We start from the raw sequence: 24483 nt of genomic DNA, 5'->3' as shown, positions 1-24483 counted from the left end.
TTGGCGGACTTTCTTATTGGTTAATCTAGTAATTCAACACAGAGGCTGGCTTTAGTCGATTAGACCGTATTCTTTGCTCAAGATTTCGATGATCTCTGCTTTCGGATTATCGCTCAACTTGATTGGTTGCCCTGTAATTTTTTCTGCGATGCCGATATACGTGCGAGAGATATCCATCAAAGACTCCACTGGTAGGTCGTTATCACGAGCAAGTGCTTCACGCTCTGGCATGCGTTCTTTGTTAAGCAGAATATCAGGATCAGGGAAGTGGTTTAGTAAGAACTGACGGAAACCTTCTTTCGAGTTCTCAACGATGTTACCCGCTTGGTATTCTTTCGTATCCCAAATACGTGAAGAATCAGGCGTACCGACTTCGTCCATGTAAATTAGCTTTTCGTTACCGGCAGCGTCGTGCACGTAACCAAATTCAAACTTAGTATCTACGAACGTTTGGTCAACGGCTTCAAGCGCATCGCTGATCACGTTAAAGCCTTCTTTCAATAGCTTTTCGTACTGTGCAATGTCTTCTGCACTAGAGAAGTTGAAAGCTTCATAGTTATCCACAATGTTTTGGCGAGTGATGTTCACGTCATCCGCTTCAGGAACGCCTGGAATGCCTTTCAAGATACCTTTGGTTGAAGGTGTCATTAGTAATTCAGGTAGCGCTTTATCTTTCTCAAGACCTTCTGGAAGCTGAATGCCACAGAATTCACGCTCGCCATTTGCGTAAGCGCGCCACATAGAACCTGTGATGTACTTACGGCAGATTGCTTCAATCTTAACTGGCTTCGCTTTTTGTACGATCCAAACAAATGGGTGAGGGATGTCCAAGATATGACTATCAGCAAGGCCGTTGTCTTTGAACAATTTGAACCAGTGGTTAGAGATCGCGTTGAGTGCAGCGCCTTTACCCGGAACGCCTTTGAGTCCACCTTCGCCGTGCCAGATACAATCGAATGCAGAGATACGGTCACTGATCACCATGATGGCTAGCGGGGCATCAGGAGCGACATCGTATCCTTTTTCTTTGATCAGTCGTGCGCTGTCTTCTTCAGTTAACCAGTAAACAGAGCGAACTTTTCCGCTGTGAACAGGCTTGTGGGTGCGAATTGGCAGGTCGTCATTGACGGCAAGTACTTGATTAGCAAGGCTCATTGCGACATTCCTATCATCTTAATCAAACGTCATAAAGAGAAGATATCCAGCGAAAAGAGCACGCTGAATAAATCGAATGATGGCATCATACCAGAACTATTTTAACTCGCCAGAGAAAAAGCAAACGTTTGCCTTAATTTGTTAAAGCACAAAAAAAGCCCCCTTAAAAGGCTGTCTCTTGATCACAAGTCTAGTGATCAAGAGACATTGCGAGCTCGTAGCCTTCAAGGATGGTTTGCAGTTTAAACCATCCTTCCCATAGTGCCTTTATTGAAGCTCTGCCCGTCCTCTTGGTATCTTTCCAACCGCCTAATTTAGCAAGATTTCTGTACGCCCAGCTCATATCGGGTACTTCTTTAGGTAATGTCTTGCTTTCTAGTTTCAACCACAGCAGCTTCCAAGCTTTTGTGCCCAAGGCCTTTTCACAACTTTCTGTTGATAGCTCATCAACTTCTTTAATGAAACGTAACGCCAATAAACGAGTCGCAACAAAGGCATAGATGACACTTAACCTCTCTAAGTTACCTTTACTTTGGAGTCTTAGTGACTCCACATCCGTACCTTCACTTTTCCAGACTTTATGGAAGTCTTCAATCAGCCATCGACGCTCGTAATAACCGATAATTCTCATGGCGTCTTCAGCGTTGTTTATTGGCTCCGACGTCAAGAGGTGCCATGCTAACTTGTCTTTTGATGCCCCTTGCTCAAGGCAACCAACATAATAAACAGGTATGCCTGCGTGCTCTTTTTTGTTTGCCGGAGCCTTTAATGTCACCTGACCATATTTAACGTCAAGCTTTACATCTCTCGCTTTTCTCCCTCCTTTTTGGGGGATGGTAAGCTCCTTTGTCTCGACACTTGGTAACGCTTGCGCATAGTCGTAAAGCTTTTGAGCGTGTTCTTCTAGACAACGACTTTGCATTGAGCGAACGACAAAGCGCTGCTGATGTTGACGTTTATAAGTTAAGTATTCGAATAGGTCTGCTTCTCGGTCACAGACCGAGATAACATCTAACATCTTATCCCCTAGGCGCTCAACGACACGGCGAGAAGCTTGCTCCCATTTGTAACTCTCTTTCTCCTCGTAAGGACGAGTCGCGTGTTGGTGCTTTTGCCCACGCTTAGTAATATCTCGGCTCCATCGTTGTTGCTCTATAAGACCAACAATGGTCTGACTTTGTGGTGCAAAAAGTAACGTCGAATGTACATGGAGAGCTCGGGTTCTATTGCCTTGATTCGTGTGCCCGAGCTCTTCTTTTATACTTCGATGAGGAAAACTGAGCGTTGTTGTATCTTCAAGCGCAAGTAATTCTTCATGCTCTTTAGCTCGGGATACGGTTGATTGAAAGCCAGCTTCAGCGATGTCTTTTGCATCGATGTTTTCATTACGGATAAAGCGATATGCGCCTTCCATATCGGCGGGAGAAAAAGGAAGTTTAGCCACGGAGACTCCTGGTTGATTAGCAATGGAAGTCGCTAAACTGATGAGGCGTTGTGTTCTTCGAGGATCTTTAAGTTGTGCTTGTCCAAATTGTTCTTGCGCCCAAAGTTTAGCGTCTGAGTGTGTCATCTTAGTGTTTCAGTAAGGATTCTTAAGTGATCAGATCGCACACACTTGAAAGAGTTCAAAAAAAGAAATCCCTAAGCTACAAGCTTAGGGATTTGTGTATAAGAGACAGCCTTAAAAGGAGGCGAGATGCAGGATGGATAACGTCGATCTTGTTAGTGGTACTTGTTCACTCTGCCTTCGACGAAAAAGACTTCACACTGATAACGTTGAGCAATATCGCGAAGCATTGATTGATTCATTAGGGCAATCTTGTTCGATGCGACGACAGCGCTAGCGTTACCAGACTGAATAGCTTTAATCACGATTTCCACTTCAGAAAGCTGTTGAGACGGCTTCATCTGAATGATGTTTTGACAGCGAATGTTGGAAGCAGCAAGTTGCTCAAAATGAGGACGAGGGCACTCAGCGGTAAACAGAATCCATTGCTGTTGTTGAGACAATACTGCCAACTTAGAAAGAAGTTGGTCAGACACATCCATAGGTTGTGTTGCTTGTGCCAATACGTTGTAGCGAGAGTATGTATGAGATTGAGTTTGTAACTGCATTTTACTGTCCCTTTATACATGCTGTATGTGTATACAGTAGTTTGTTTTTGATGCCTGATCAACCGATTTTTATGAATGGAGTTGAAAAACTTTTCCGTACTTATGACTTGGTTTTTGTCTAAGTTATTGAAATTAAGATATAAAGTTTGGATTTTGATATGTTTGATAAACATGGTGAAATGTGAGGTCACTTGCATTTCGGAGCTGTATATACAGGTGGTTACTACTGTATATACAGTAATTTTGCCTTAGCTATACAGTGGTTTTAACCGGTTTATACAGTACTTTTTCGTGAAGGCACACAGTGGTGTTAGTGCTTTTGAGGGAGAAGAAAGGAAGAGAAAACAAGGAAGGCAGAGGCGGGACGTTCAAGAAAGCGCTTTGCTTTTACAGACAACGATAAAAAGCAGGCTACGAATACGCAGCCTGAAAATACAAGGATCGATGTTTAATAATGGTTAGAATTCGGTTTTTGCACGTGCGATTTCTGTTTCAAATTGGCCGATGTTGCCAGCCCTTACAAGCTGAACCATAGTTTGAAACATGGCGCGAATTTGTTCGATGTTACCTGAATTGGCGCGAGAGCATAAACTGCCAAGGTCGGAGTTTGCTAATCGCAATAATCGACTTTTGTTAGGGCCAGAGACTTTTCTTTTAATTGTATTTTTCAAAACCATCAACTCGCCAGTTGCAACGGCTTCAGGAGGCTGGCTAGCAATAATTGCTTCCGCTTCATCTGTGTACATATGGTCACCTATTTTTTGTTTGAGCGACAAAACTATACTCCAGATATATCGTGGGTTTGAGCCGCTGACAGGGAAAACCATCGACATCACTATGAAATAAGTGACACTGTTTTTCATAGGTCAATTAATAGCCGATTTGAGAGTGTGAGAACCACCAGAGGACTAGAGAATGTGATTGCGGAGTGTTTTGGTTGTGAGGGCTTCACGTTCTAATGAAGGATCAAAAAAGCGCCTTGTGATAAGGCGCCCTTGAAAATCAGTTCCGTTGATTTGTTCTATTTAGCTTGCTCGTTGTTCCAAACGCTCGCGCATTTGCAATTCGCCTTGGTTGAATAGGCGGACATCGATTTTCGCGATGTCGTAGCAAGAGCTGCATGAACGATGGTATTTACCATCTACGTAATCATGACGAGTTACAAAGCTAGGTTTTTTACACCAGTCACAGGTGCCTTCTTCAGTGAACATTGATTTTCTCCCCACCTACATAAATTTAAGTCGCTAGGTGTTATTTTTCGCCCAGCATTATGGCATATAAAAGATGGTCAAGTTAAATGTCTGTTAATTTGTTTGAGAGGGAGATCGATTGCGAGCCTTTATTTTCTAGGATGAAAAGCTCGCAAGATAAAGGTGTGTTGCTGGGTTTTACTCTTTTGTAACATTTTGTGAAATGGTTTTAAACGCCTGATTTAAACGCTTCATTTCTTCTTCACTTCCCCTAGAATCAGGATGGTAGAGTTTAGATAATTGTCTGTAGCGCAACTTCACTGCTTTACTGTCTGGAATAGTTTGCGGGGTATAGCCAAACATTGCACAAGCGACGAGAAGTTTTTGGTTCTCAGATTGACCTTTTATCTTCTTAAACTCTTTAAATACTTTTTCGAGTTGGCGCTTAAGTTGTTTATTGGCGAACTGAAGTTCTTTCACTTGTGTCTCTAATTGCAGAGAGCGTGACACTTCATTCGCTGCAGTGGCTTTGGCCTTTTGTGTGTGCCTGCGGTAACCGAATGCTCCGCCACCAAGAAGTAGAGCAAAGCCTAGAGCGCCAGAGGCATACCAAACGCTGGAGTTTTCAGCTTTCTTCGCTTGTTGAATTTCAATGGTCTCTTTTTGTTCTTCGTCAGTGGCTTGCTTATCCAGCTCTACAATCTCAGAAACTTGTTTGGCCCTGAGTTGATTGAAGCGATCTTCCAAAAACTGGTTATAGGCTTCTTCTGCCAGAGGGTTTTTAAGTGCAGACAGTTGATACCAAGCTTCGACAAGATCAGAGTTCGATACTTCCGCTTGATGGTGTTGGACAAAATCGGCCAACAAAAAGCCACGGTCGGTTGGATCGTTTAGCGCAACAGAAGTGAACCAATAAATCGCTTGGGTAAAATCCGTGTTGCCAGTTAAACCACGAGCATAATCTTCTGCTAATTGTTTTTGAGCGGGTAAGTAACCTTGATGTGCCGCTTGTTCTAGCCAATAACGTGCGTCAGTCGGTGATTCTGGATTGGGTTTCAACGCCAGTTGCTGCGCAAGGTCGAATTGAGCTTCAGGTTGTGTCGGGTTCTGAGAAGCAAATGCAGTGCTCGTAAGGCAGACACTTAAAGCAAAGGTAAGGGCAGTGGTTCTGAAAGACATTGGGTATGTCAGGTCTAGCGAACGACGCTAGACCTGCTCCGGTAATAATTGTTATTACCGATATGGTGCAACCAAATTACTTCAGTGGCAAGATCTGGATTTCAACACGACGGTTGCAAGCACGACCTTCAGAAGTTTGGTTTGAGCAAATTGGGTTACGCTCACCGTAGCCACGTGCGATAGCGCGACCTGGTGCAACGTTTTGTGATACTAGGTACTGACGTACCGATTCAGCACGACGCTCTGATAGCGTTTGGTTGTAAGAATCGCTACCTGTGCTGTCTGTGTAACCATCGATCACAAGGCTTGTGTCTGGGTATTCAACTAGGATACGAGCCACACCACGAAGTGTGTTGTGGATGCTTGCGTCTAGTTGGTAAGAGCTTGAAGAGAAGCCAATGCCGTTTTCCATGCGAAGAAGCAGTTGGTTTTCGCCAACACGTTCAACTTGTACGCCAGAGTTTAATAGAGCACGACGCAGTTCCGCTTCTTGTTGGTCGAAGTAGTAACCAACACCAGCGCCTGTAGCACCACCAGCTGCTGCACCAATCAATGCGTGTTTACGACGTTCTTTAGCGTCGTCACCAGTCGCAAGACCAATTGCTGCACCCGCAATCGCACCGATAAGCGCACCTTGCGTAGTTGAGTTAGTTTCGTATTCACCTGTAGTTGCGTTTTGGCGTTGTGTTGCTTGACAGCCAGTAAGAGCCAGCACTAGCGCAAGTGCAATAGACATCTTTTTCAAGGGAAAATCTCCGTATAAGCCGAGGCGCAAGTGCGCCTCATAATGGGATGTGAATTATGGAATAGAAGGTATTGATATTTGTTATGCGAACGTCAGATTGATAGAAGCTTTGTAAGCTTTGTAAGCTTTGTAAGCTTTTTCTTATAGTTGGCGATGTTGTAATCAGTTCCAGAGTTATTTAGAAGGGTTATCCAACATTTTTCTCGCCTGCTCTCCGCCAACACCTCGGTTAACGGAAACTTTGCGGCCTTTTTTCAAGCCGACTTCGTAATCTGCAGTGATGTTCTTCATCGCTTCCTTGAGTTGTTTCTTGAACGTCTCACGGTCGATGTTTTTAAATTCTTTATCAATGTAGTTATTGATTTTGTTTGCGGATTCTTCGTCTGGTGAGATCACAGGTAGCTTTTCGAGCGCGCCCTCTACCCAACCAGAAACAAACGAGTTAACACGACGTGTTACTTCCATTGAAGAAGTGCCTGAACCCGCGAAACTATTGCGGAACTGTCCGGTGCTCTCGTTCATCTCACGATAGATAATATCAAAGGCAAAAGCCGCAAAAATCGCGCGGTCTGCTTCACCGATAAACTCTACTCGTTTAAGCCCTTTATGGTTCAGAAGAACCGCCTCAACACCGAACTTAGTGTTGATGCCGCGAATCACGCGCAATATCGTCGAGCTAATGCTGGCTGGCAAGAGATGTGAAGACTGAGTCTTACCCATCTTGATAAACTCAATATCGTCCTTATCCAAGCCATATTTCAGCATGAGACGATGCGCCATCTTGATAGCGTTCGCCGCTTCATTTACGTTGGCGGAGTTGCCCAGTTCTAAACACTTGGCGATTTTTTTCAGAGCTTTTTGTTTATCCATCGACGACCAGTACCGGGAACTGAAAATTTAGGAAGTCGGATATACTACCTTTTTTGATGGAAAAACGGAATAACGATGGAGAGGGAAAACTGTGCTGCAAAAAGAAAGCCCCTTATGGAAAGAGGCTTTGAGAAAGGTCGTTGTTTGACAATATTACAGACCAAGTTGGTCTAGCAGATCATCCGCATCACTTTTTGAGCTTGCTGATTCTGCCGCTTTTTTGTCAGCCATACTTTTGCGAGTGGCTTCTAAAATATCGTCCGGGCTTTCATCTTCAGCCACTTCAAACTCTTCAAGTTGGATAAACTCGGTCTTATCCATCGCAAGTTCTAGGTAGAAGATATTATTGTTCTCTGTAGAGAAGGTGACTCGGCGCGCTTGAGGACGGTCTAGGTTGGTATCAACTTGCAGGATCACCTGTTTGTTGAGCGAAAGCATTTTTGGTTGGTTTTGCGTGATATTGGTCTGCAGCTCTTTACGAATCTTATTGGTGAAGTCGCCGACCAATTGGTTCATCAGCTCACCAAGCACATCGCCCACTTCATCTGAAGTGTGTGAGATCGCTAACTCTTCCTCTGGCATGCCCATATTACGCATGTAGTTGGTGTAAATCTCTAAGGCCGCTTTTGCTGTAAAGTTAATCACAACAAGGCCAGTGAAGCCTCCATCAAACAATACAAAACAACCAAAATCCGGCTTGAGGCTGGTTTTGTTGATCTTTTGCACCATGGTAGAGTAGTTAACTTGAGAAGAGGTTGCTGAAGTAAGTACGCCAGAAACCGACTGGCAAAGTTTTAGAAGGATATCTTCAGTGGTTACAACTTTATTTTTTTTCATCCTGAAAGCTCATATTGAAAGGCTATTTCTTTTTCAATGTAAGGCATCAAGCGTTATAAAATAAAGCATAAGTTTAATTCTTGTATTGAGATTCTGATTTGAACGCCTTTTTAAATGTTGTAAAGTGACGTAATTCAAAGAAAACAACCTCATTCATACCGCTAACTCGCCAATGGTTTTGGTCGTTGAAGGTGAGAATGATTAAAAATTAGATAACCCGCAGCTGATTGGATCAGCGCAGTAGGGGCAGGAAGCAAATGTTACCAAGATTACACTCGCAAACGGATGTCGATCCTCTTGTTCTTAGTTTTCTCAAAGAGCTTGAGCACTCCGGGTTCACTGGCGATATCGAAAGCCAATACTCTAGCCGTCTCGCAGTAGCCACTGATAACAGTGTCTACCAGCAACTTCCTCAGGCTGTTGTTCATCCCAAAACCACCCAAGACGTTTCCCTCATCGGTAAACTCAGCAACAAAGAAAAATACGAGCGTATTACCTTCTCTCCTCGTGGTGGCGGTACGGGTACGAACGGTCAATCTTTAACGAAGGGCATAGTGGTTGATTTGTCTCGTCACATGAACCAAGTTCTAGAAGTGAATGAAGAAGAAGGCTGGGTTCGTGTTCAAACGGGTGTGGTTAAAGACCAACTGAATGATGCTGTTCGTCCGTATGGTTATTTCTTTTCGCCAGACTTATCGACCAGCAATCGAGCAACGATTGGTGGGATGATCAACACCGATGCGTCCGGCCAAGGCTCGCTCAAGTACGGTAAAACCTCTGACCACGTTCTTTCTCTTCAGGCGGTTTTTGCTGATGGTTCGATTTTAGAATCCGACCTTTCTCATGGCTTGCCAAATGAAGGGGAGTTTGCCGATACGGCAATGCGTGTGACGGAATCGGTATGCCGTGACAAGCGCCAACAAATTAACGATAAGTTTCCACCGTTAAACCGCTTTTTAACTGGCTATGACCTTAAAAACGCATTTGATGAAGAGGCAGACAGCTTCGATATCACTCGTGTTTTGTGCGGCGCTGAGGGCTCATTGGCCTTTATCACCGAAGCGAAGCTCAACCTAACCCGCATTCCTAAAGCGCGTACTCTGGTTAACGTTAAGTACAACAGTTTTGATTCGGCTCTGCGCAACGCGCCATTTATGGTGGAAGCGAAAGCGTTGTCCGTTGAGACTGTGGATTCAAAAGTTCTGAACTTGGCGAAGCAAGACATTGTTTGGCACACCGTCAGTGACTTGATTACCGACGTACCTGATAAAGATATGCTTGGCATTAATATGGTTGAGTACGCTGGTCAGGATGAAGAGGAGGTGGCTTCTCAAGTCGCGTTCCTAACCGCCAAGCTCGATACGATGCTAGAAACGGAAGAAGCGGGCATCATTGGCTATCAAGTCTGCAGTGATGTGGCGAGTATCGGCCGTATCTACAACATGCGCAAAAAAGCCGTGGGGTTATTAGGCGCAGCAAAAGGGCGCGCTAAACCTGTGGCGTTTGCCGAGGACACTTGTGTTCCGCCAGAAAACTTAGCGGACTTTATCGTTGAATTTCGTGAGTTGCTAGACGCAAAATCACTTAACTACGGTATGTTTGGCCACGTAGATGCTGGTGTTCTCCACGTTCGACCTGCATTGGATCTGTGCGATCCTCATCAAGAAGCCTTGATGCATGAAATCTCGGATGAAGTGGTTAAATTGGTGGCAAAATACGGCGGCTTAATGTGGGGTGAACACGGTAAAGGTTTCCGCTCTGAATACGGCCCTGAGTTTTTTGGTGAAGAACTCTTTACTGAATTGCGCCGAGTAAAAGCCGCTTTCGACCCACACAACAAAATGAACCCAGGCAAGATCTGTACGCCGCTGAATAGCGATGCAGAGCTTGTGAAAGTGACCGACACCAAACGCGGCTACTTCGATCGTCAGATTGACGTACAGGTACGTGATAGCTTCAAGCAAGCGATGGAGTGTAACGGTAACGGCCTGTGTTTTAACTACGACACCAGCTCACCTATGTGTCCTTCAATGAAAGTCACTGCAGACCGCCGTCATTCGCCGAAAGGGCGTGCAGGTTTAGTTCGTGAGTGGCTGCGCCAATTGACTGAGCAGGGCATTGATATTCTCGACTTAGAGAAGCAGACGCTGGAAAACAAAACGTCCATTAAAACCATGATCGACCGTGTGCGTCATTCGATTAACCGTCGTCATGAGTATGACTTCTCCCACGAAGTGTATGAAGCGATGAATGGTTGTTTGGCGTGTAAAGCTTGTGCGAGTCAGTGTCCGATTAAAGTGGATGTACCTAGTTTCCGCTCTCGCTTCCTCAATATTTATCACTCTCGTTACCAACGTCCGGCAAAAGATTACTTGGTGTCGAACATTGAATCCATGCTGCCATTAATGGCCAAAGCGCCAAGTGTCGTGAATGGTGTGCTCAAGCAATCTTGGGTACAAAGTCTAACGGCTTCGACGGTGGGTTATGTTGATGCTCCGTTATTGTCTGTACCAACCTTGAAAGAGCGAGTCGAGACGTTAACCACGGCTTATGACCTCCAAGCACTAAGTGGCTTATCAAGTGAAGACAAACAAAAGTATGTGCTGATTGTTCAAGACCCTTTCACTAGCTACTACGATGCAGAGGTGGTGGAAGACTTCATCAAACTGGTTAGGAAGTTGGGTATGAATCCCGTTCTTCTGCCATTTAAGCCAAACGGCAAAGCGCAACACATCAAAGGTTTCTTACGTCAGTTTAAGAACACCGCGCAAGATACCGCGAAGTTCTTGGAGATGGTCGCGGACTTAGATATCCCATTGGTGGGAGTCGATCCTGCGTTGGTACTGTGTTACCGCGACGAGTATGCTGAAGTATTGGGTAGCAAGCGTGGTAAGTTTGATGTACTTACTGCCCATGAGTGGCTTCACCCAAGACTGAGCGAGTTCGATGCTCTTGAATCTAAAGAGCAAGCACCTTGGTACTTGTTTGCTCATTGTACTGAGAAAACCAAATTGCCAAATGCAGAGAAAGAGTGGGGGGCTATCTTCGCTCACTTCGGTGCGGTGTTGAACACTGTGCCTGTAGGCTGTTGTGGTATGGCAGGGACCTTTGGCCATGAAGTCGATAAGCTATCGATGTCGCGTGACATTTATGATCTGAGCTGGAAGCCAAACTTGGACAAACTCGATAACGAGCGTTGCTTGATTACGGGGTACTCCTGCCGAAGCCAAGTCAAACGATTTGAAGGGGTAAAACCTAAGCACCCAGTTCAAGCTTTGCTAACCTTGATATAATGCTTTACGAAAGCCCAGTCTAACTGCAATGTAGTTCACTTAAGCGGAGTTGCTTTGCGATTAACAGGATATCGGGTCTTTGATATTTTTACCGCCCTAGGCCGATTAGGCTTAGGGCGTTTGTCTATAAAGAGGATGGATAAATCTCCCCTGAGACTCTTTAAACGCTTAGGTGTATTGCCTGGCGATATCGCTTTACTCATCACCTTCAGTTGGCTCGCTATAAACTGACAAGCATATTTAAAGCTAATTTCATTCGGCATTCTTCCATGCTCAACCGCGGCCTGACTCGCTTCACGTCTTACTAAGTTATAACCAAGCAACAGCCCCCAGAGTTCTTGATAAACAAGGTCTACTGTTTTGCTGCGTAATACTAAGGTATTGTGTTGCATTGAGCTTTTGATATCACGATAACCCAATTCGATTTCCCAACGCTCGTGGTAGAGTTTGGCTACTGCCTTCGCGTCGTAGTTTGTTCTAGGAAGGGAGGTAAAAACGGTTTTCTGCTTACCTTGTACTTCGTAGGTCACCGCTCTGACTTGCCATTTCTCAGGTAAGCTAGGGTTCTTTTTGCGAGCTTGCGGAGAGACTTTCATTTCTATGAGCATGTCATTACTTTCTTCTTCATCTAGAAGTGTGTATTTCAGCCCCTTCCTTGCTGGTATCAACCAATGCCTATTGATACCGCTATTTTGAAGAGAGAGAAGTAAGTCTGCACCGTAAAACCCTTTATCCAGTAACGTCACAGAGTTATCTGGCAAGGAGTCGATGAAGGGCATAGCAAGCGGGATTTCACCACGCCGATAGGGGCTTATAGCGGCGTCAACGATGACATGAGAGCGGACATTCATGATAGTCACAACTCTTAGCACTGGATGCGGTGTCTGTCTGTTGCTGGAGGTATTACCCGAGCCAAAGTGCTCTCTAAGTTCGGGGGTATCTGCGGTTCGAAAAAGAGCACCGTCTACAGCAAAAACTTGTAATCCTTGCCACGTATCATCACGGTATCGTTCAAGACCCCACGTCCGCCCACATTGTTTAAACAACCACTCTGGTGCAGCTCTACCTAAACGTTGTCTTGCCTGAGTTAAAGCACTTTTTGCTAATAACTCTTCATCGACTAAGCCATCCGCACAGACATTCATTCTTCGTGCAACTTCGGCAATAGGTTCATTACGGAAGAAGGCCATGCCGACAATTAACCACAAGACCATGTCACTTGGTAGCCGACGTCGGCGAATAGTCGCCTTATCAGAAAGACTAGCTGCCTTAACAACCCATTCATCTGGGATATGTTCAGAGAAAGTGGTGAGTTGAGCTACATCAACAGGATTTTCTTCGAGGAAATCGGCAAAACAGTTTTGGATAGACATAAAAAATCGGAAGCCTAGAAACAGGCTTCCGATTATCTCTCAGCAGAAGGATCGGTCAACCGATCCTTATCTGATCTACATTGCAGTCTAACTGGGCTTTTTATCATTTAAGAACCGTTACTGACGATGACAACGTTTTATTCTCATAAGGATATGAAGATTGAAAAAGCTTGAGCTTAAAGTGCCACCTGTCGCTCTATTTTTGTTGATGGTATTGCTGATGTACTGGCTGAAAGACGTCGTGCCGGAAATGAAAATTACCGTACCGTTTGTTGAGTTTGTTACTGCTGGGCTTGTTTTGATAGCAGGTTTTGTCGGCATTGCTGGTGTTTACGAGTTTCGTAAAGCGAAGACGACAGTAAACCCCGTGAAGCCAGAAACCGCCTCGCTGGTGGTCGATACTGGCGTATTCGCTTACACACGCAATCCAATGTATGTAGCGCTTTTGCTTGTCATTATCGCTATTGGTCCATGGTGGCAACATCTCAGTGTTATCTTGTGCGGTGTATTGTTTGTCGCGTACATGAATCGCTACCAAATTAAGCCAGAAGAACGCGCTTTGGAAAGACTATTCGGTGAGGATTACCTAGATTATAAGAACCAGGTCCGTCGCTGGATTTGATGAATAAACAAACCGCAGATAAAAAGAAAGCCCAGCATATTTGCTTGGGCTTTCTATTGAATTTCTTTTTTGGAAAGAGCGGCAGGGTTTGTCTGCTGGAGCGTTGCTTCCGAAGACTAAGCTGCCTTAGCGAACTTTGCTAAGAAGGCATCCTTACGCTCGTTAAAGCGTTGTACCAAATCGTCAACTGCATCTTGGTCGTATGGTTTAAGGCCACTTGCCACCATACGTTTGATGCCTTTACCAACGACTTCACCGTCTTGTTTGAATGCAAAGTTTAACGTTACAACACCACGTTTGCCTTCCACATCAAACGTTGCGCCTGTGAAATCGACTTCTGGGTGAGTCAGGTCTAAACGACAGAACTCAACTTCCATGCTTTCGTAAATCACCAGTGGACGTTGGCAGTTGATCATCATCTGTTTCTCTTCCATTAGAGGAACCATGATGTGAGGGAAGTTCATGCCAGAGAATTGAACGTAGTTAGTCACCACGTGCTCAATAAATGCCGGATCTTGGTTTGTTTCGCCTTCGCGAGACATGTGTAGGTATTCTTTACCTGCTTCATCGACCACGGCGCTTTCTTTTTCACACTTATTTTCGATGTGAAGTGCAACGCCATCATTCACCATTCCAGAGAAATCGAAACGCATCTTTTGGCTCACGCCTTCTTTGCTCAGCAAGACTGCAAAAAGCAGATCGCCTGGAACACAAAAGCGTTTGTTGTCTTCATCGTGAATAGGGTTGTAATCACCAGCTACGCGTTTTGCGAAGTGACTTGCTTGCTCACGAGTGAACTGAAATTGGTGATTAGTGTTTGAAAAATAAGGTGTTAGAAACATAATTTTTACGTAGTAACCAAAACTGTCAGGGATTATATGCGAATATCTGCGTAGCAATGGTCCATCCAGTGAAAACTTCACTGTATCTTAACAATGAAACGATAACGCAGCGGAATAAAGCACCAAAAAGAGCGCTTTTGTTATGCACTATTCAGTATGGCCATAAATCCGCGATTTACCATATTATTGAGGGACTTGATGCGTATAAATACAATAAAGGCTCCAAGAAGGCTGTCTCTTGATCACAAGTCTAGTGATCAAGAGACATTGCGAGCTCGTAGCCTTCAAGGATGGTTTGCAGTTTAAACCATCCTTCCCATAGTGCCTTTATTGAAGCTCTGCCCGTCCTCTTGGTATCTTTCCAACCGCCTAATTTAGCAAGATTTCTGTACGCCCAGCTCATATCGGGTACTTCTTTAGGTAATGTCTTGCTTTCTAGTTTCAACCACAGCAGCTTCCAAGCTTTTGTGCCCAAGGCCTTTTCACAACTTTCTGTTGATAGCTCATCAACTTCTTTAATGAAACGTAACGCCAATAAACGAGTCGCAACAAAGGCATAGATGACACTTAACCTCTCTAAGTTACCTTTACTTTGGAGTCTTAGTGACTCCACATCCGTACCTTCACTTTTCCAGACTTTATGGAAGTCTTCAATCAGCCATCGACGCTCGTAATAACCGATAATTCTCATGGCGTCTTCAACGTTGTTTATTGGCTCCGACGTCAAGAGGTGCCATGCTAACTTGTCTTTTGATGCCCCTTGCTCAAGGCAACCAACATAATAAACAGGTATGCCTGCGTGCTCTTTTTTGTTTGCCGGAGCCTTTAATGTCACCTGACCATATTTAACGTCAAGCTTTACATCTCTCGCTTTTCTCCCTCCTTTTTGGGGGATGGTAAGCTCCTTTGTCTCGACACTTGGTAACGCTTGCGCATAGTCGTAAAGCTTTTGAGCGTGTTCTTCTAGACAACGACTTTGCATTGAGCGAACGACAAAGCGCTGCTGATGTTGACGTTTATAAGTTAAGTATTCGAATAGGTCTGCTTCTCGGTCACAGACCGAGATAACATCTAACATCTTATCCCCTAGGCGCTCAACGACACGGCGAGAAGCTTGCTCCCATTTGTAACTCTCTTTCTCCTCGTAAGGACGAGTCGCGTGTTGGTGCTTTTGCCCACGCTTAGTAATATCTCGGCTCCATCGTTGTTGCTCTATAAGACCAACAATGGTCTGACTTTGTGGTGCAAAAAGTAACGTCGAATGTACATGGAGAGCTCGGGTTCTATTGCCTTGATTCGTGTGCCCGAGCTCTTCTTTTATACTTCGATGAGGAAAACTGAGCGTTGTTGTATCTTCAAGCGCAAGTAATTCTTCATGCTCTTTAGCTCGGGATACGGTTGATTGAAAGCCAGCTTCAGCGATGTCTTTTGCATCGATGTTTTCATTACGGATAAAGCGATATGCGCCTTCCATATCGGCGGGAGAAAAAGGAAGTTTAGCCACGGAGACTCCTGGTTGATTAGCAATGGAAGTCGCTAAACTGATGAGGCGTTGTGTTCTTCGAGGATCTTTAAGTTGTGCTTGTCCAAATTGTTCTTGCGCCCAAAGTTTAGCGTCTGAGTGTGTCATCTTAGTGTTTCAGTAAGGATTCTTAAGTGATCAGATCGCACACACTTGAAAGAGTTCAAAAAAAAAATCCCTAAGCTACAAGCTTAGGGATTTGTGTATAAGAGACAGCCAAGAAGGAGCCTTTAGGGTCATTAGCGCGATAGATTAATGCACGCTTGGTAGTAAGCTTTCTGGCATCAATGCGTTATGCAAAGCAAGCTTGAGTAGGGCATTGGCTTGCTCGATATCTGGCGCGAAGTAGCGGTCTTTATCGTAGAACGAGACTTTCTCGCGCAGCATTTGCTTGGCAATTTCGATACGCTCAGAAGATTTGTTTGGCGCACGGAAATCCAACCCTTGCGCGGCTGACAAGTATTCAACCGCCAAAATACCACGCGTATTTTCTCCCATCTCTTTCAGACGACGAGCGGCGAAAGTCGCCATTGATACGTGATCTTCTTGGTTTGCTGATGTTGGCAAGCTATCGACAGAAGCAGGGTGAGCAAGTGTTTTGTTTTCACTCGCCAGCGCAGCTGAAGTAACCTGAGCGATCATAAAGCCTGAGTTTACGCCGCCATTGTCGACCAAGAATGGAGGAAGCTTAGACAGAGCACTATCAATAAGCAGTGCCATGCGACGCTCTGACAAGCTACCAATCTCTGCAATCGCAAGTGCAAGGTTATCCGCCGCCATAGCAACGGGCTCAGCATGGAAGTTACCGCCAGAGATAATGTCGTCATCTTCTGCAAACACAAGCGGGTTATCTGAGACCGAGTTGGCCTCCACTTGCAGAGTGTCTGCCGCATTGCGAATTTGCTGTAAACAAGCACCCATAACTTGAGGCTGACAGCGCAGGGAGTAAGGGTCTTGAACCTTCTCACAGTTGGAATGGGATTCACCAATCTCACTGGTCGCTTCTAATAGGTGTCGATACGCTAACGCCGCATCCATTTGGCTACGATGGCCACGAACACGGTGGATACGTGGGTCGAACGGACGACGGCTGCCTAGTGCTGCTTCTACCGACATCGCGCCACAAACGGTCGCAGATGAGAACAGGTCCTCGGCAATAAACAAGCCCTCTAACGCAAACGCCGTTGAAGCTTGAGTACCGTTAAGCAGTGCAAGGCCTTCTTTAGGTGCCAGTGTGATTGGCTCTAGACCAGCAATTTGCAGAGCTTCTAAGCCAGAAATGACTTTGCCATTATGACGTGCTTGGCCTTCGCCAAGAAGAACCGTACTCATGTGAGCAAGCGGCGCTAAGTCACCCGATGCACCGACAGAGCCTTTTTGAGGCACGCATGGATATACTTGTGTGTTCACAAGGTCAATCAGCATGTTGATGACTTTCAAACGTAAGCCTGAGAATCCACGCGCAAGGCTATTGATTTTCAGCACCATCATCAAACGAACGGTTTCGTCTGACATGAATTTGCCGATACCAGCGGCGTGTGAAAGTACAATACTGCGTTGCAGCGTTTCTAAATCTTCTGGCGCAATACGTGTGTTCGCGAGTAGACCGAAACCCGTATTGATGCCGTAAACGGTGCGATCTTCTTCAATCACTCGGTCGACAACTTGAGTACTTTCCTCAATGGCCGGAATGGCTTCTGGATCGAGAGTAAGGTTGACAGGCGAGCGGCTCACCTGACGCAGTTCGTTTAAGCTAATATGGCCCGGCTTTAGCGTTAAATTGAGCATGTCTTTCATCCTTACTTCAGCTTTTTCAGTTCTTCATTGAGCATTGGCAAATCCAGTTTTTGCTCGGCTGCACATTGTTTTGCGATGTCATATCCCGCATCGGCATGACGCATAACGCCCGTCGCTGGGTCATTGTGAAGTACGCGAGCAATACGCTCTGATGCGTCATCACTGCCGTCACAACAAATCACCATACCTGAGTGTTGAGAGAAGCCCATGCCAACGCCACCACCATGGTGAAGTGATACCCAAGTTGCGCCGCCTGCGGTGTTCAATAGGGCATTAAGTAATGGCCAATCTGATACGGCATCAGAGCCATCCATCATGCCTTCAGTTTCGCGGTTCGGGCTGGCTACCGAGCCAGAGTCTAAGTGGTCACGGCCAATAACAACCGGCGCTTTCAGTTCACCGTTTTTCACCATTTCATTAAAGGCTTGGCCAAGGCGCTCACGGTCTTTCAGACCCACCCAACAGATACGTGCAGGCAGACCTTGGAACTGAATGCGTTCACGTGCCATGTCTAGCCAGTTGTGTAGATGAGGGTTATCAGGGATCAGCTCTTTAACTTTTTGGTCGGTTTTGTAGATGTCCTCTGGATCGCCAGACAAGGCTGCCCAACGGAATGGCCCAATACCTTCACAGAATAAAGGACGAATGTAAGCCGGCACGAAACCTGGGAAATCAAACGCGTTTTCGACGCCTTCTTCTAACGCCATTTGGCGGATGTTGTTGCCGTAATCCAGTGTCGCAGCGCCGCGGTTTTGCAGCTGTAGCATGGCTTGGACTTGTACAGCCATTGATTGTTTCGCCGCTTTCACTACGCCGGCTTCGTCTTGCAAGCGCATTTCTGCTGCATGAGACATGCTCCAACCTTGAGGTAAGTAGCCGTTCAGTGGATCGTGTGCGGAGGTTTGGTCTGTTACTACGTCTGGCGTGATGTTACGTTCTACAAGCTCAGGGAAGATGTCTGCAGCGTTACCTAGTAGACCGACAGAAATAGGCGTGTCAGACTCTTTGACCATCGCCAGCGCTTCATCTAAAGATGTGGCTTTCTTGTCGACGTAGCCTGTGCGTAGGCGGTAATCGATACGTGACTCGTCACACTCAACGGCAATCATTGAGAAACCTGCCATTGTCCCAGCTAGTGGCTGAGCGCCGCCCATACCACCAAGACCGCCAGTTAAAATCCAACGACCTTTTGGATCGCCGTTAAAGTGATTTTTAGCTACCGAGACAAAGGTCTCGTAAGTGCCTTGAACAATGCCTTGTGAGCCGATGTAAATCCAGCTACCTGCAGTCATTTGTCCATACATCATCAGGCCTTCTTTATCGAGCTCATTGAAGTGCTCCCAGTTGGCCCAATGTGGAACTAGGTTTGAGTTCGCAATCAGAACGCGTGGTGCATTTTTATGAGTAGGGAAAACGCCCACTGGTTTGCCTGATTGAACGAGAAGAGTTTGGTCATCGTCGAGTCTTTCTAACACTTCAACAATCTTATCGAAGCATTCCCAATTTCGTGCTGCTCGACCAATACCACCGTATACAACGAGCGAGTGAGGGTGCTCGGCTACGTCTGGGTCAAGGTTGTTCATCAGCATACGAAGTGGAGCTTCCGTTAGCCAAGATTTGGCGCGCAGGTCGGTACCGCGTGGAGCACGAATTGTTCTGCTTGTATCAAGTCGTGGATCTTGTCCTTGGCGCTGTGTCATTTTAAGACTCCTTTAGTTTCACGTGTACACCAAGTCTGTGCTTGGCTATTTCTACTCGAGTAAAGTGCTGTTTGAGCTGTGTCTTGTTCGAGTTGATTGTTATTGGGTTCGGTTATTTTGGTTTATGGTCTTTCTCTGCCATAGCATTAGCGATGTCCCAACATAGGCGGGCTGCCAATCGAGCGGTTTGGCTATCGACGTCATAAGTGGGGTTGTACTCGGCAATGTCTGCAAGCATGAGCTTGTTTCTGTAATGTAGGATTCGGTCGAGAAACGGCGAAATAATGTCGTAGCTGACCCCTCTCGCTGCTGGGGCGCTTACACCCGGAGCTGTTGCCGCAGGGAATACGTCCAAATCAATCGTTAGATAGAGGTAATCGCAGTCATCGATAAAGTGCTGTAGCTGCGTTAAATGGTAACTGTGGTTCATGTAGCAAAGCTGTTTGTCTTCCACATACCAAACGTTGAGTTCGTCCGCTTTCTGGAATAGTGCTTTAGTATTGCTGCTGCGACTGACACCGATGCAAGCGTAATGAAACTTCCAATCATTGTGTTGGCAGAAGTCATGGATTTGATTAAATGGTGTCCCTGAGCTCGGTTTTACATCTGCCAGCGAACTTTCAAAAGCGCGTAGGTCAAAATGTGCGTCGAAGTTGATTATGCCAATCTTCGGCTGCTTTTCTTGGTGATGAGTTTTGAAGTATTCGGCCAACCCAGAAAATGACGCCCATGCGATCTCGTGCCCGCCACCTAGGACGACGACCGGCGTATGGGGTAGTGCTTGAGCAACCGTGGCTGCGCATTGCGATTGGCTGCTCTCTAGTAAGTCGTCTTCGCAAACGACAGTACCAAGGTCATAAAGCGGCGCATCTTGGTGCCAAGCGAGATTGGCTAGGGCACGACGGATTAAATCCGGTGACTTTTTCGCGCCAATACGGCCTTTATTTCTTGCAACACCCGCATCGGTAGCAAAGCCAAGGATTGAGACGCCTTCGCTTTTGTTCGGCAACTCTTCAACAGAAATATTTTTAATCACGTGGTGAACGCGTTTACCCAGTTCTCCATCTTCTGCATCGTGGCGACCTTGCCAGTGAAATGGAGCGGTATTTGGATCTGATTGAGCCATGTTACAGTCCTCCGTGAGAGACATATTCACCATTGACTATACGACCTACCAAACGTTTTGCACCGACTTGGTAACTGAGGTCTGCTGGGTGTTCGATATCCCAGATTGAGAAGTCAGCGTCATAACCGACTTCAATCACGCCACGAGATTCCCCATAACCCAGTGCTTTTGCTGCGTTTTGAGTGACGCCACGCAGTGCTTCTTGAGGTGTTAGGCGGAACAGAGTGCAAGCCATGTTCATCATCAGGGTTAAATCTGTGAACGGTGACGTGCCAGGGTTGATATCCGTCGCTATCGCCATTGGCACCTTGTGCGTTCTAAGCAAATCGATAGGTGGTAATTGGGTTTCACGTAAGAAGTAAAATGCGCCAGGGAGCAAGGTTGCCACGGTAGAAGAGTTGGCAAGGGCACGTACGCCAATTTCATCGAGATATTCAATATGATCGGCAGAAAGACCATTGTATTGGGCGGTTAGAGCCGTACCACCTAAATCAGAGAGCTGTTCAGTATGACCTTTCACATGCAAGCCATGTTTTTTTGCCACCTCAAAGACACGCTCTGTTTGCGCTAAGTTAAAACCTATCGATTCACAAAACACATCGACGCTGGTGGCGAGCTTTTCTTCTGCCACGAGGGGAATAATGTCATCACAAATGTGTTGGATGTAATCGTCAGCTCGGTCTTTAAATTCTGGTGGAAGTGCATGAGCGGCGAGCAGGGTTGTGGTGATTTTTACTTTGCGCTCTTGCTCTAAAGCTTTGGCTGCTCGCAGCATCTTGATTTCATCAGCTAGCGTTAGGCCGTAACCAGACTTAACTTCGATAGAGGTAACGCCACTGGCAAGTAACCCATCTAAACGTGGTAGAGCGAGCTCGATAAGTTGCTCTTCAGTGGCGGCACGAGTGGCATGAACGGTAGAGAGAATACCGCCGCCTTGCTTGGCGATTTCTTCATAAGGCACACCATTGAGGCGCATTTCAAACTCGTTGGCTCGATTTCCGGCGTAAACAAGGTGAGTGTGACAATCAATCAAACCTGGCAACAAAAGCTTGCTTTGAAGATCAATGGTCTGTTCGTAGTGGTCTGGATTTAGGATGGATTCGGTTTCTGCACTGTCTTCGCCTATTGTTGCGGTACTGATTGCAACAATTTTTCCTGACCGAATGCCGACGCGAGCAAGGGGAGAGGGTAGGTAACCTTGTTCTCCTTCTTGCATAGTGACGAGGCGTGCATTTTCAATCAGCAAATCCATTCTGATGTTTCCTTCTGATTTGTATTTTTAAATGTATATACAAATAAATAGGAGAAAAAAGCATCAATGACAAGGCTAATGTTGCTGAAATGTGATCAAAACGAAGAAGTAACGCCTAGTTTATAGCAGGATCTTAGAGCTTAATTTGTACTTGTTGCCCGGATGATAAAGGAGAGCTGTGCTGACCAGTTTATCTTGACTCCATGTACGACGATTCAGCAGCAAACACGGCTCGTTGGCTTGCATTTTTAGGTCTTGTTTTACGCGAGCGTCGGGGATAATAGCTTCGACAGTATGTTCGATGGCACTGAGTGGACAGTTGCCCGACAAGTACTGGTTTGGCGTCATACAAGTGAAATCTTGTTGCAAGTAGTTGGGCGCATATTGGCTGTTGACCCAACGCAGTTCTAGTTGGATAGGAGTGTGATCTTCAAAATGGATAATCTCACTGTAAAACACCGTGGTCCCAAGCATGACGCCAAGTTTGGTCGCAATACTGTCATCGGCTTTGATGGAGATTTGTTGCAGTACTTCACTGTGATGCTCTCGTCCGCGATTATTGATTTCATCGGCAATGTTGCGAATGTCTAAAAGTGGAGATTCAGACTTTTCTGCCGGATCGCAAACAAAGGTACCGAGGCGTGGTCGGCGTTGAAGTTTGCCTTCATTTACTAAATCTCGGATCGCTTTGTTGACGGTCATACGGCTCACACCAAACTGTTCCGTCAATTCGATTTCTGTTGCGATGCGATGACCAACTATCCACTCACCCGAATCAATTTTATCGAGGATAAATCGTTTGATTTGCATATAGAGTGGTGCAGACATAAAGGTTTCCTTTTAATTGACTATACAAATAGTGCGTAATCTATAGACAAATTGCAAACAGACATACGTATTTTGTGCAGTGATAAAAGGAATTAGTCCGCATTCTTGTCGTCTATTGCTTGCAGGAATTTCATCAGTTGTGTAAACAGAGACTTATCAGAATAACGAAAACAGACAGTCACAAAGGAATCGCATGTTTAAAAAACTAAAAGCGTCACTCGGTATCGGCTCCGCAAAAGTAGATACGATTTTAGATGAGATGAGTGTGTATCAAGGCGCGACTTTGCGTGGTCACGTTCAAATTAAAGGCGGTGATGTTGAGCAACAAATCGATGCCATTACCATTAAATTGAACACAGAAATGAAAGTGGAAGAAGAGGACAGCGTTAGCTACCAAACTTTCACCATTGATCAATTGAAAGCGGTTGAGCCGTTTGTCATTCAACCGAATGAAGAAAAACAAGTACCTTTTGAACTCAAACTGCACGACGAAACGCCTATCACAGCCGTTAACGCACATAAAAACCAGTGTCATGTTTGGGTAGAGACCACACTGGACATCGGCTTTGCGATAGACCCTCGCGATCGTGATTACATTGAGGTTAAACCTTTGCCTGTTGCTGCTCGTGTGATTCAAGCGATAGAGCAAGCCGGTTTTACGATGGTAAAAGCAGATGTTGAAAAAGGCTTCTTGCGTGGGAATACCTTCTCTTCACGTTCGGGTATTTACCAAGAATTAGAATTCCGCAATAACGGCTTCGTTTCTACGAAAGAGATAGAGCTTTCCTTTATCTTAGATGGTGGGACTATCCACTGTTTAGCAGAGATTGACCGTTCGTTTAGTATGTCGGGTGACCAATACCGTTCGTTCTCGTTACCGATCGGTGCTTCTGATTCACAAGTTGTAGCGGCAGTTGCCCCAACCTTGAATCTGTAATATTTCTAGCTCTCATTATCTGGAGCGAACAAGTACCGATATCCAAATGTAAAGGCGATATCGGTACTGTTATCCATATTCCTCGCATTCTCAATCGCCATGACCTCTATGGCAGAGTTCTCCATTAAATAGCGATATCCAATCACTAACTCATTCGATGCGTCGGCAAACTCACTCGGCCCTTCTGTCGAACCTTGATACCAATGATATTCAAGGATGAAGTGGTGATTGTTTTTTAGTGCATAGCGATAACCGCCAGCAAAGGCGGCGGTGTTATGTCTGTAGGGGAGATCAGCGAGCGCTTTATCACTGTTTCTAAAGGTCATTCCGGCCATCGAATAGAATACATTGGCTGCATTGAATCGATAGGTGTAGTTGATTTGTACCCCTTGCTCAAAACTGTTGCCTTTGAAAGAGCCATGAGCAACATCGTTATAGTAGAGACTCCCACCAACAGACAAACCATGATGTTCATTTTGTATTATTTGGTATTGGATATAAGTTGAGAGGTTGTTTGCTAGCGTTTCACCTTCAAAATCCTCTATTAAAATGTCGTAGTCAGGCATCGACATATAAAAGCGGTTCTTGTCGACTTCATCACGTCCATTTTGTCCAATACCAAATAGGTCGTGAAAGCTTTCGGTCAATCCATCTAAATGGTTATCCGCAGCAAAGACCCAACGATAGTTCAGTTCCCATTGCCACTTTTCATCGATTTGCCATTTACCGCCTAACTCGAGTTGGTTGTGGTAATAGTCGAGTGAATAGTCGCTGGTATGTGCCCAGACACTAGCAATTGTGCCCGAACCATACGCTTCAACAGAACCAGAGGGGAGGGCATATCCGGAGCGAAGTATGTTCGTGTGGCTGACAACTTGCACTGGAGATTGAGCATAGGAACGCAGTGGACCATACAAATCTGAAGCGCAGATTGCCGGCGCAGATAGGAGAATGGTGCAACTCATGAGCGTAGGTTGCCATCTTAAATCAATCATGATGAGAGCCTAAAGTGAGATTACTCAATAGATTAACTATAGTCTTATCATGTTTTGAATGCCGTTCAATTGTATTAATTCCTCATTCTGTGCTTATCGATGAAT

General features: G+C 45.5%; 21 protein-coding genes. 3 read left to right on the top strand and 18 right to left on the bottom strand.

Annotation, left to right across the window (positions count from 1 at the left end):
- Nucleotides 1–51 precede the first annotated feature (51 nt).
- From KJB05_RS10850 to KJB05_RS10810, 9 genes are all read right to left on the bottom strand, one after another.
- The gene (locus KJB05_RS10850; RefSeq protein ID WP_039841097.1) at nt 52–1155 is read right to left on the bottom strand and encodes a phosphoribosylaminoimidazolesuccinocarboxamide synthase; all 1104 of its coding nucleotides are present in this window, start codon (nt 1153–1155) and stop codon (nt 52–54) included.
- Nucleotides 1156–1345: 190 nt separating this feature from the next.
- Entirely contained in the window at nt 1346–2725 is a 1380-nt protein-coding gene (locus KJB05_RS10845) for an IS4 family transposase (RefSeq protein ID WP_213053077.1), read from the bottom strand.
- A 152-nt stretch (nt 2726–2877) separates the two neighbouring features.
- Complete coding sequence (locus tag KJB05_RS10840) at nt 2878–3270, bottom strand: SulA-like leucine-rich domain-containing protein (RefSeq protein WP_208446396.1); 393 nt, start codon at nt 3268–3270, stop codon at nt 2878–2880.
- 458 nt (nt 3271–3728) lie between these two features.
- Nucleotides 3729–4016, bottom strand: coding sequence for a hypothetical protein (locus KJB05_RS10835; RefSeq protein ID WP_005443275.1), 288 nt, complete (start codon nt 4014–4016; stop codon nt 3729–3731).
- A gap of 279 nt (nt 4017–4295) precedes the next feature.
- Complete coding sequence (locus KJB05_RS10830) at nt 4296–4481, bottom strand: hypothetical protein (RefSeq protein ID WP_009705862.1); 186 nt, start codon at nt 4479–4481, stop codon at nt 4296–4298.
- A gap of 177 nt (nt 4482–4658) precedes the next feature.
- Nucleotides 4659–5639 carry a J domain-containing protein gene (locus tag KJB05_RS10825; protein WP_208446397.1) on the bottom strand — a complete coding sequence of 327 codons (981 nt, stop codon included), beginning with the start codon at nt 5637–5639 and terminating at the stop codon, nt 4659–4661.
- 76 nt (nt 5640–5715) lie between these two features.
- On the bottom strand, nt 5716–6384 hold the full coding sequence (locus KJB05_RS10820; protein WP_009705864.1) for an OmpA family protein: 669 nt from the start codon (nt 6382–6384) through the stop codon (nt 5716–5718).
- Between the two features lie 174 nt (nt 6385–6558).
- Nucleotides 6559–7254, bottom strand: a complete 696-nt coding sequence (locus KJB05_RS10815) for a DUF2786 domain-containing protein (protein WP_005443269.1) — start codon at nt 7252–7254, stop codon at nt 6559–6561.
- 153 nt (nt 7255–7407) lie between these two features.
- On the bottom strand, nt 7408–8091 hold the full coding sequence (locus KJB05_RS10810; RefSeq protein WP_208446398.1) for a DUF3334 family protein: 684 nt from the start codon (nt 8089–8091) through the stop codon (nt 7408–7410).
- Between the two features lie 257 nt (nt 8092–8348).
- Here KJB05_RS10810 and KJB05_RS10805 point away from each other — a divergent pair, with 257 nt between their 5' ends.
- Nucleotides 8349–11384 carry an FAD-binding and (Fe-S)-binding domain-containing protein gene (locus tag KJB05_RS10805; RefSeq protein ID WP_208446399.1) on the top strand — a complete coding sequence of 1012 codons (3036 nt, stop codon included), beginning with the start codon at nt 8349–8351 and terminating at the stop codon, nt 11382–11384.
- A gap of 35 nt (nt 11385–11419) precedes the next feature.
- Here KJB05_RS10805 and KJB05_RS10800 read toward each other — a convergent pair whose 3' ends face one another.
- Nucleotides 11420–12757: an IS4 family transposase gene (locus tag KJB05_RS10800; RefSeq protein ID WP_213053076.1), complete on the bottom strand. Its 1338-nt coding sequence runs from the start codon at nt 12755–12757 to the stop codon at nt 11420–11422.
- A 160-nt stretch (nt 12758–12917) separates the two neighbouring features.
- On the opposite strand from KJB05_RS10800, the gene KJB05_RS10795 reads away from it, so the two are divergent.
- Nucleotides 12918–13379 carry an isoprenylcysteine carboxylmethyltransferase family protein gene (locus KJB05_RS10795; protein WP_208446521.1) on the top strand — a complete coding sequence of 154 codons (462 nt, stop codon included), beginning with the start codon at nt 12918–12920 and terminating at the stop codon, nt 13377–13379.
- 116 nt (nt 13380–13495) lie between these two features.
- On the opposite strand, the gene KJB05_RS10790 is transcribed toward KJB05_RS10795, so the two are convergent.
- The 7 genes from KJB05_RS10790 to hutC all read right to left on the bottom strand — a co-directional run bounded on the left by KJB05_RS10790 (nt 13496) and on the right by hutC (nt 22446).
- Nucleotides 13496–14221, bottom strand: a complete 726-nt coding sequence (locus tag KJB05_RS10790; RefSeq protein WP_009705868.1) for a DUF3581 domain-containing protein — start codon at nt 14219–14221, stop codon at nt 13496–13498.
- Nucleotides 14222–14471: 250 nt separating this feature from the next.
- Nucleotides 14472–15851 (bottom strand): IS4 family transposase, encoded by a 1380-nt coding sequence (locus KJB05_RS10785; protein ID WP_213053075.1) that lies wholly within the window; start codon nt 15849–15851, stop codon nt 14472–14474.
- Between the two features lie 144 nt (nt 15852–15995).
- Nucleotides 15996–17531 carry a histidine ammonia-lyase gene (gene hutH, locus KJB05_RS10780; protein ID WP_208445464.1) on the bottom strand — a complete coding sequence of 512 codons (1536 nt, stop codon included), beginning with the start codon at nt 17529–17531 and terminating at the stop codon, nt 15996–15998.
- Between the two features lie 11 nt (nt 17532–17542).
- Complete coding sequence (gene hutU, locus KJB05_RS10775) at nt 17543–19240, bottom strand: urocanate hydratase (protein ID WP_208445463.1); 1698 nt, start codon at nt 19238–19240, stop codon at nt 17543–17545.
- 112 nt (nt 19241–19352) lie between these two features.
- Complete coding sequence (hutG, locus tag KJB05_RS10770; protein WP_208445462.1) at nt 19353–20366, bottom strand: formimidoylglutamase; 1014 nt, start codon at nt 20364–20366, stop codon at nt 19353–19355.
- Between the two features lies 1 nt (nt 20367).
- On the bottom strand, nt 20368–21618 hold the full coding sequence (gene hutI / locus KJB05_RS10765; RefSeq protein WP_208445461.1) for an imidazolonepropionase: 1251 nt from the start codon (nt 21616–21618) through the stop codon (nt 20368–20370).
- 120 nt (nt 21619–21738) lie between these two features.
- Nucleotides 21739–22446 (bottom strand): histidine utilization repressor, encoded by a 708-nt coding sequence (gene hutC / locus KJB05_RS10760; RefSeq protein ID WP_208445460.1) that lies wholly within the window; start codon nt 22444–22446, stop codon nt 21739–21741.
- A 193-nt stretch (nt 22447–22639) separates the two neighbouring features.
- Between hutC and KJB05_RS10755 the strand changes: the two genes are divergently transcribed.
- Nucleotides 22640–23383, top strand: coding sequence for a sporulation protein (locus KJB05_RS10755; RefSeq protein ID WP_208445459.1), 744 nt, complete (start codon nt 22640–22642; stop codon nt 23381–23383).
- A 5-nt stretch (nt 23384–23388) separates the two neighbouring features.
- Here KJB05_RS10755 and KJB05_RS10750 read toward each other — a convergent pair whose 3' ends face one another.
- A complete protein-coding gene (locus tag KJB05_RS10750; protein WP_208445458.1) occupies nt 23389–24378 on the bottom strand; it encodes a DUF3187 family protein in 990 nt (329 codons plus the stop codon).
- Nucleotides 24379–24483 lie beyond the last annotated feature (105 nt).

The organism is Vibrio sp. B1ASS3 (assembly GCF_905175355.1).
GTDB lineage: Bacteria > Pseudomonadota > Gammaproteobacteria > Enterobacterales > Vibrionaceae > Vibrio > Vibrio owensii.
Note: the sequence above shows the minus strand (reverse complement) of the source record. Positions and strands in the feature narration are given on the sequence as shown.

Excerpts from the sequence above, each read along its gene's own strand:
- KJB05_RS10785 (WP_213053075.1), bottom strand. The coding sequence starts at position 15,851 with ATGACACACTCAGACGCTAAACTTTGGGCGCAAGAACAATTTGGACAA.
- KJB05_RS10835 (WP_005443275.1), bottom strand. The coding sequence starts at position 4,016 with ATGTACACAGATGAAGCGGAAGCAATTATTGCTAGCCAGCCTCCTGAA.
- KJB05_RS10815 (WP_005443269.1), bottom strand. The coding sequence starts at position 7,254 with ATGGATAAACAAAAAGCTCTGAAAAAAATCGCCAAGTGTTTAGAACTG.
- KJB05_RS10810 (WP_208446398.1), bottom strand. The coding sequence starts at position 8,091 with ATGAAAAAAAATAAAGTTGTAACCACTGAAGATATCCTTCTAAAACTT.
- KJB05_RS10830 (WP_009705862.1), bottom strand. The coding sequence starts at position 4,481 with ATGTTCACTGAAGAAGGCACCTGTGACTGGTGTAAAAAACCTAGCTTT.
- KJB05_RS10845 (WP_213053077.1), bottom strand. The coding sequence starts at position 2,725 with ATGACACACTCAGACGCTAAACTTTGGGCGCAAGAACAATTTGGACAA.
- hutG (WP_208445462.1), bottom strand. The coding sequence starts at position 20,366 with ATGGCTCAATCAGATCCAAATACCGCTCCATTTCACTGGCAAGGTCGC.
- KJB05_RS10840 (WP_208446396.1), bottom strand. The coding sequence starts at position 3,270 with ATGCAGTTACAAACTCAATCTCATACATACTCTCGCTACAACGTATTG.
- hutH (WP_208445464.1), bottom strand. The coding sequence starts at position 17,531 with ATGCTCAATTTAACGCTAAAGCCGGGCCATATTAGCTTAAACGAACTG.
- KJB05_RS10850 (WP_039841097.1), bottom strand. The coding sequence starts at position 1,155 with ATGAGCCTTGCTAATCAAGTACTTGCCGTCAATGACGACCTGCCAATT.
- KJB05_RS10755 (WP_208445459.1), top strand. The coding sequence starts at position 22,640 with ATGTTTAAAAAACTAAAAGCGTCACTCGGTATCGGCTCCGCAAAAGTA.
- KJB05_RS10825 (WP_208446397.1), bottom strand. The coding sequence starts at position 5,639 with ATGTCTTTCAGAACCACTGCCCTTACCTTTGCTTTAAGTGTCTGCCTT.
- KJB05_RS10790 (WP_009705868.1), bottom strand. The coding sequence starts at position 14,221 with ATGTTTCTAACACCTTATTTTTCAAACACTAATCACCAATTTCAGTTC.
- hutU (WP_208445463.1), bottom strand. The coding sequence starts at position 19,240 with ATGACACAGCGCCAAGGACAAGATCCACGACTTGATACAAGCAGAACA.
- KJB05_RS10805 (WP_208446399.1), top strand. The coding sequence starts at position 8,349 with ATGTTACCAAGATTACACTCGCAAACGGATGTCGATCCTCTTGTTCTT.
- hutC (WP_208445460.1), bottom strand. The coding sequence starts at position 22,446 with ATGTCTGCACCACTCTATATGCAAATCAAACGATTTATCCTCGATAAA.
- hutI (WP_208445461.1), bottom strand. The coding sequence starts at position 21,618 with ATGGATTTGCTGATTGAAAATGCACGCCTCGTCACTATGCAAGAAGGA.
- KJB05_RS10750 (WP_208445458.1), bottom strand. The coding sequence starts at position 24,378 with ATGATTGATTTAAGATGGCAACCTACGCTCATGAGTTGCACCATTCTC.
- KJB05_RS10800 (WP_213053076.1), bottom strand. The coding sequence starts at position 12,757 with ATGTCTATCCAAAACTGTTTTGCCGATTTCCTCGAAGAAAATCCTGTT.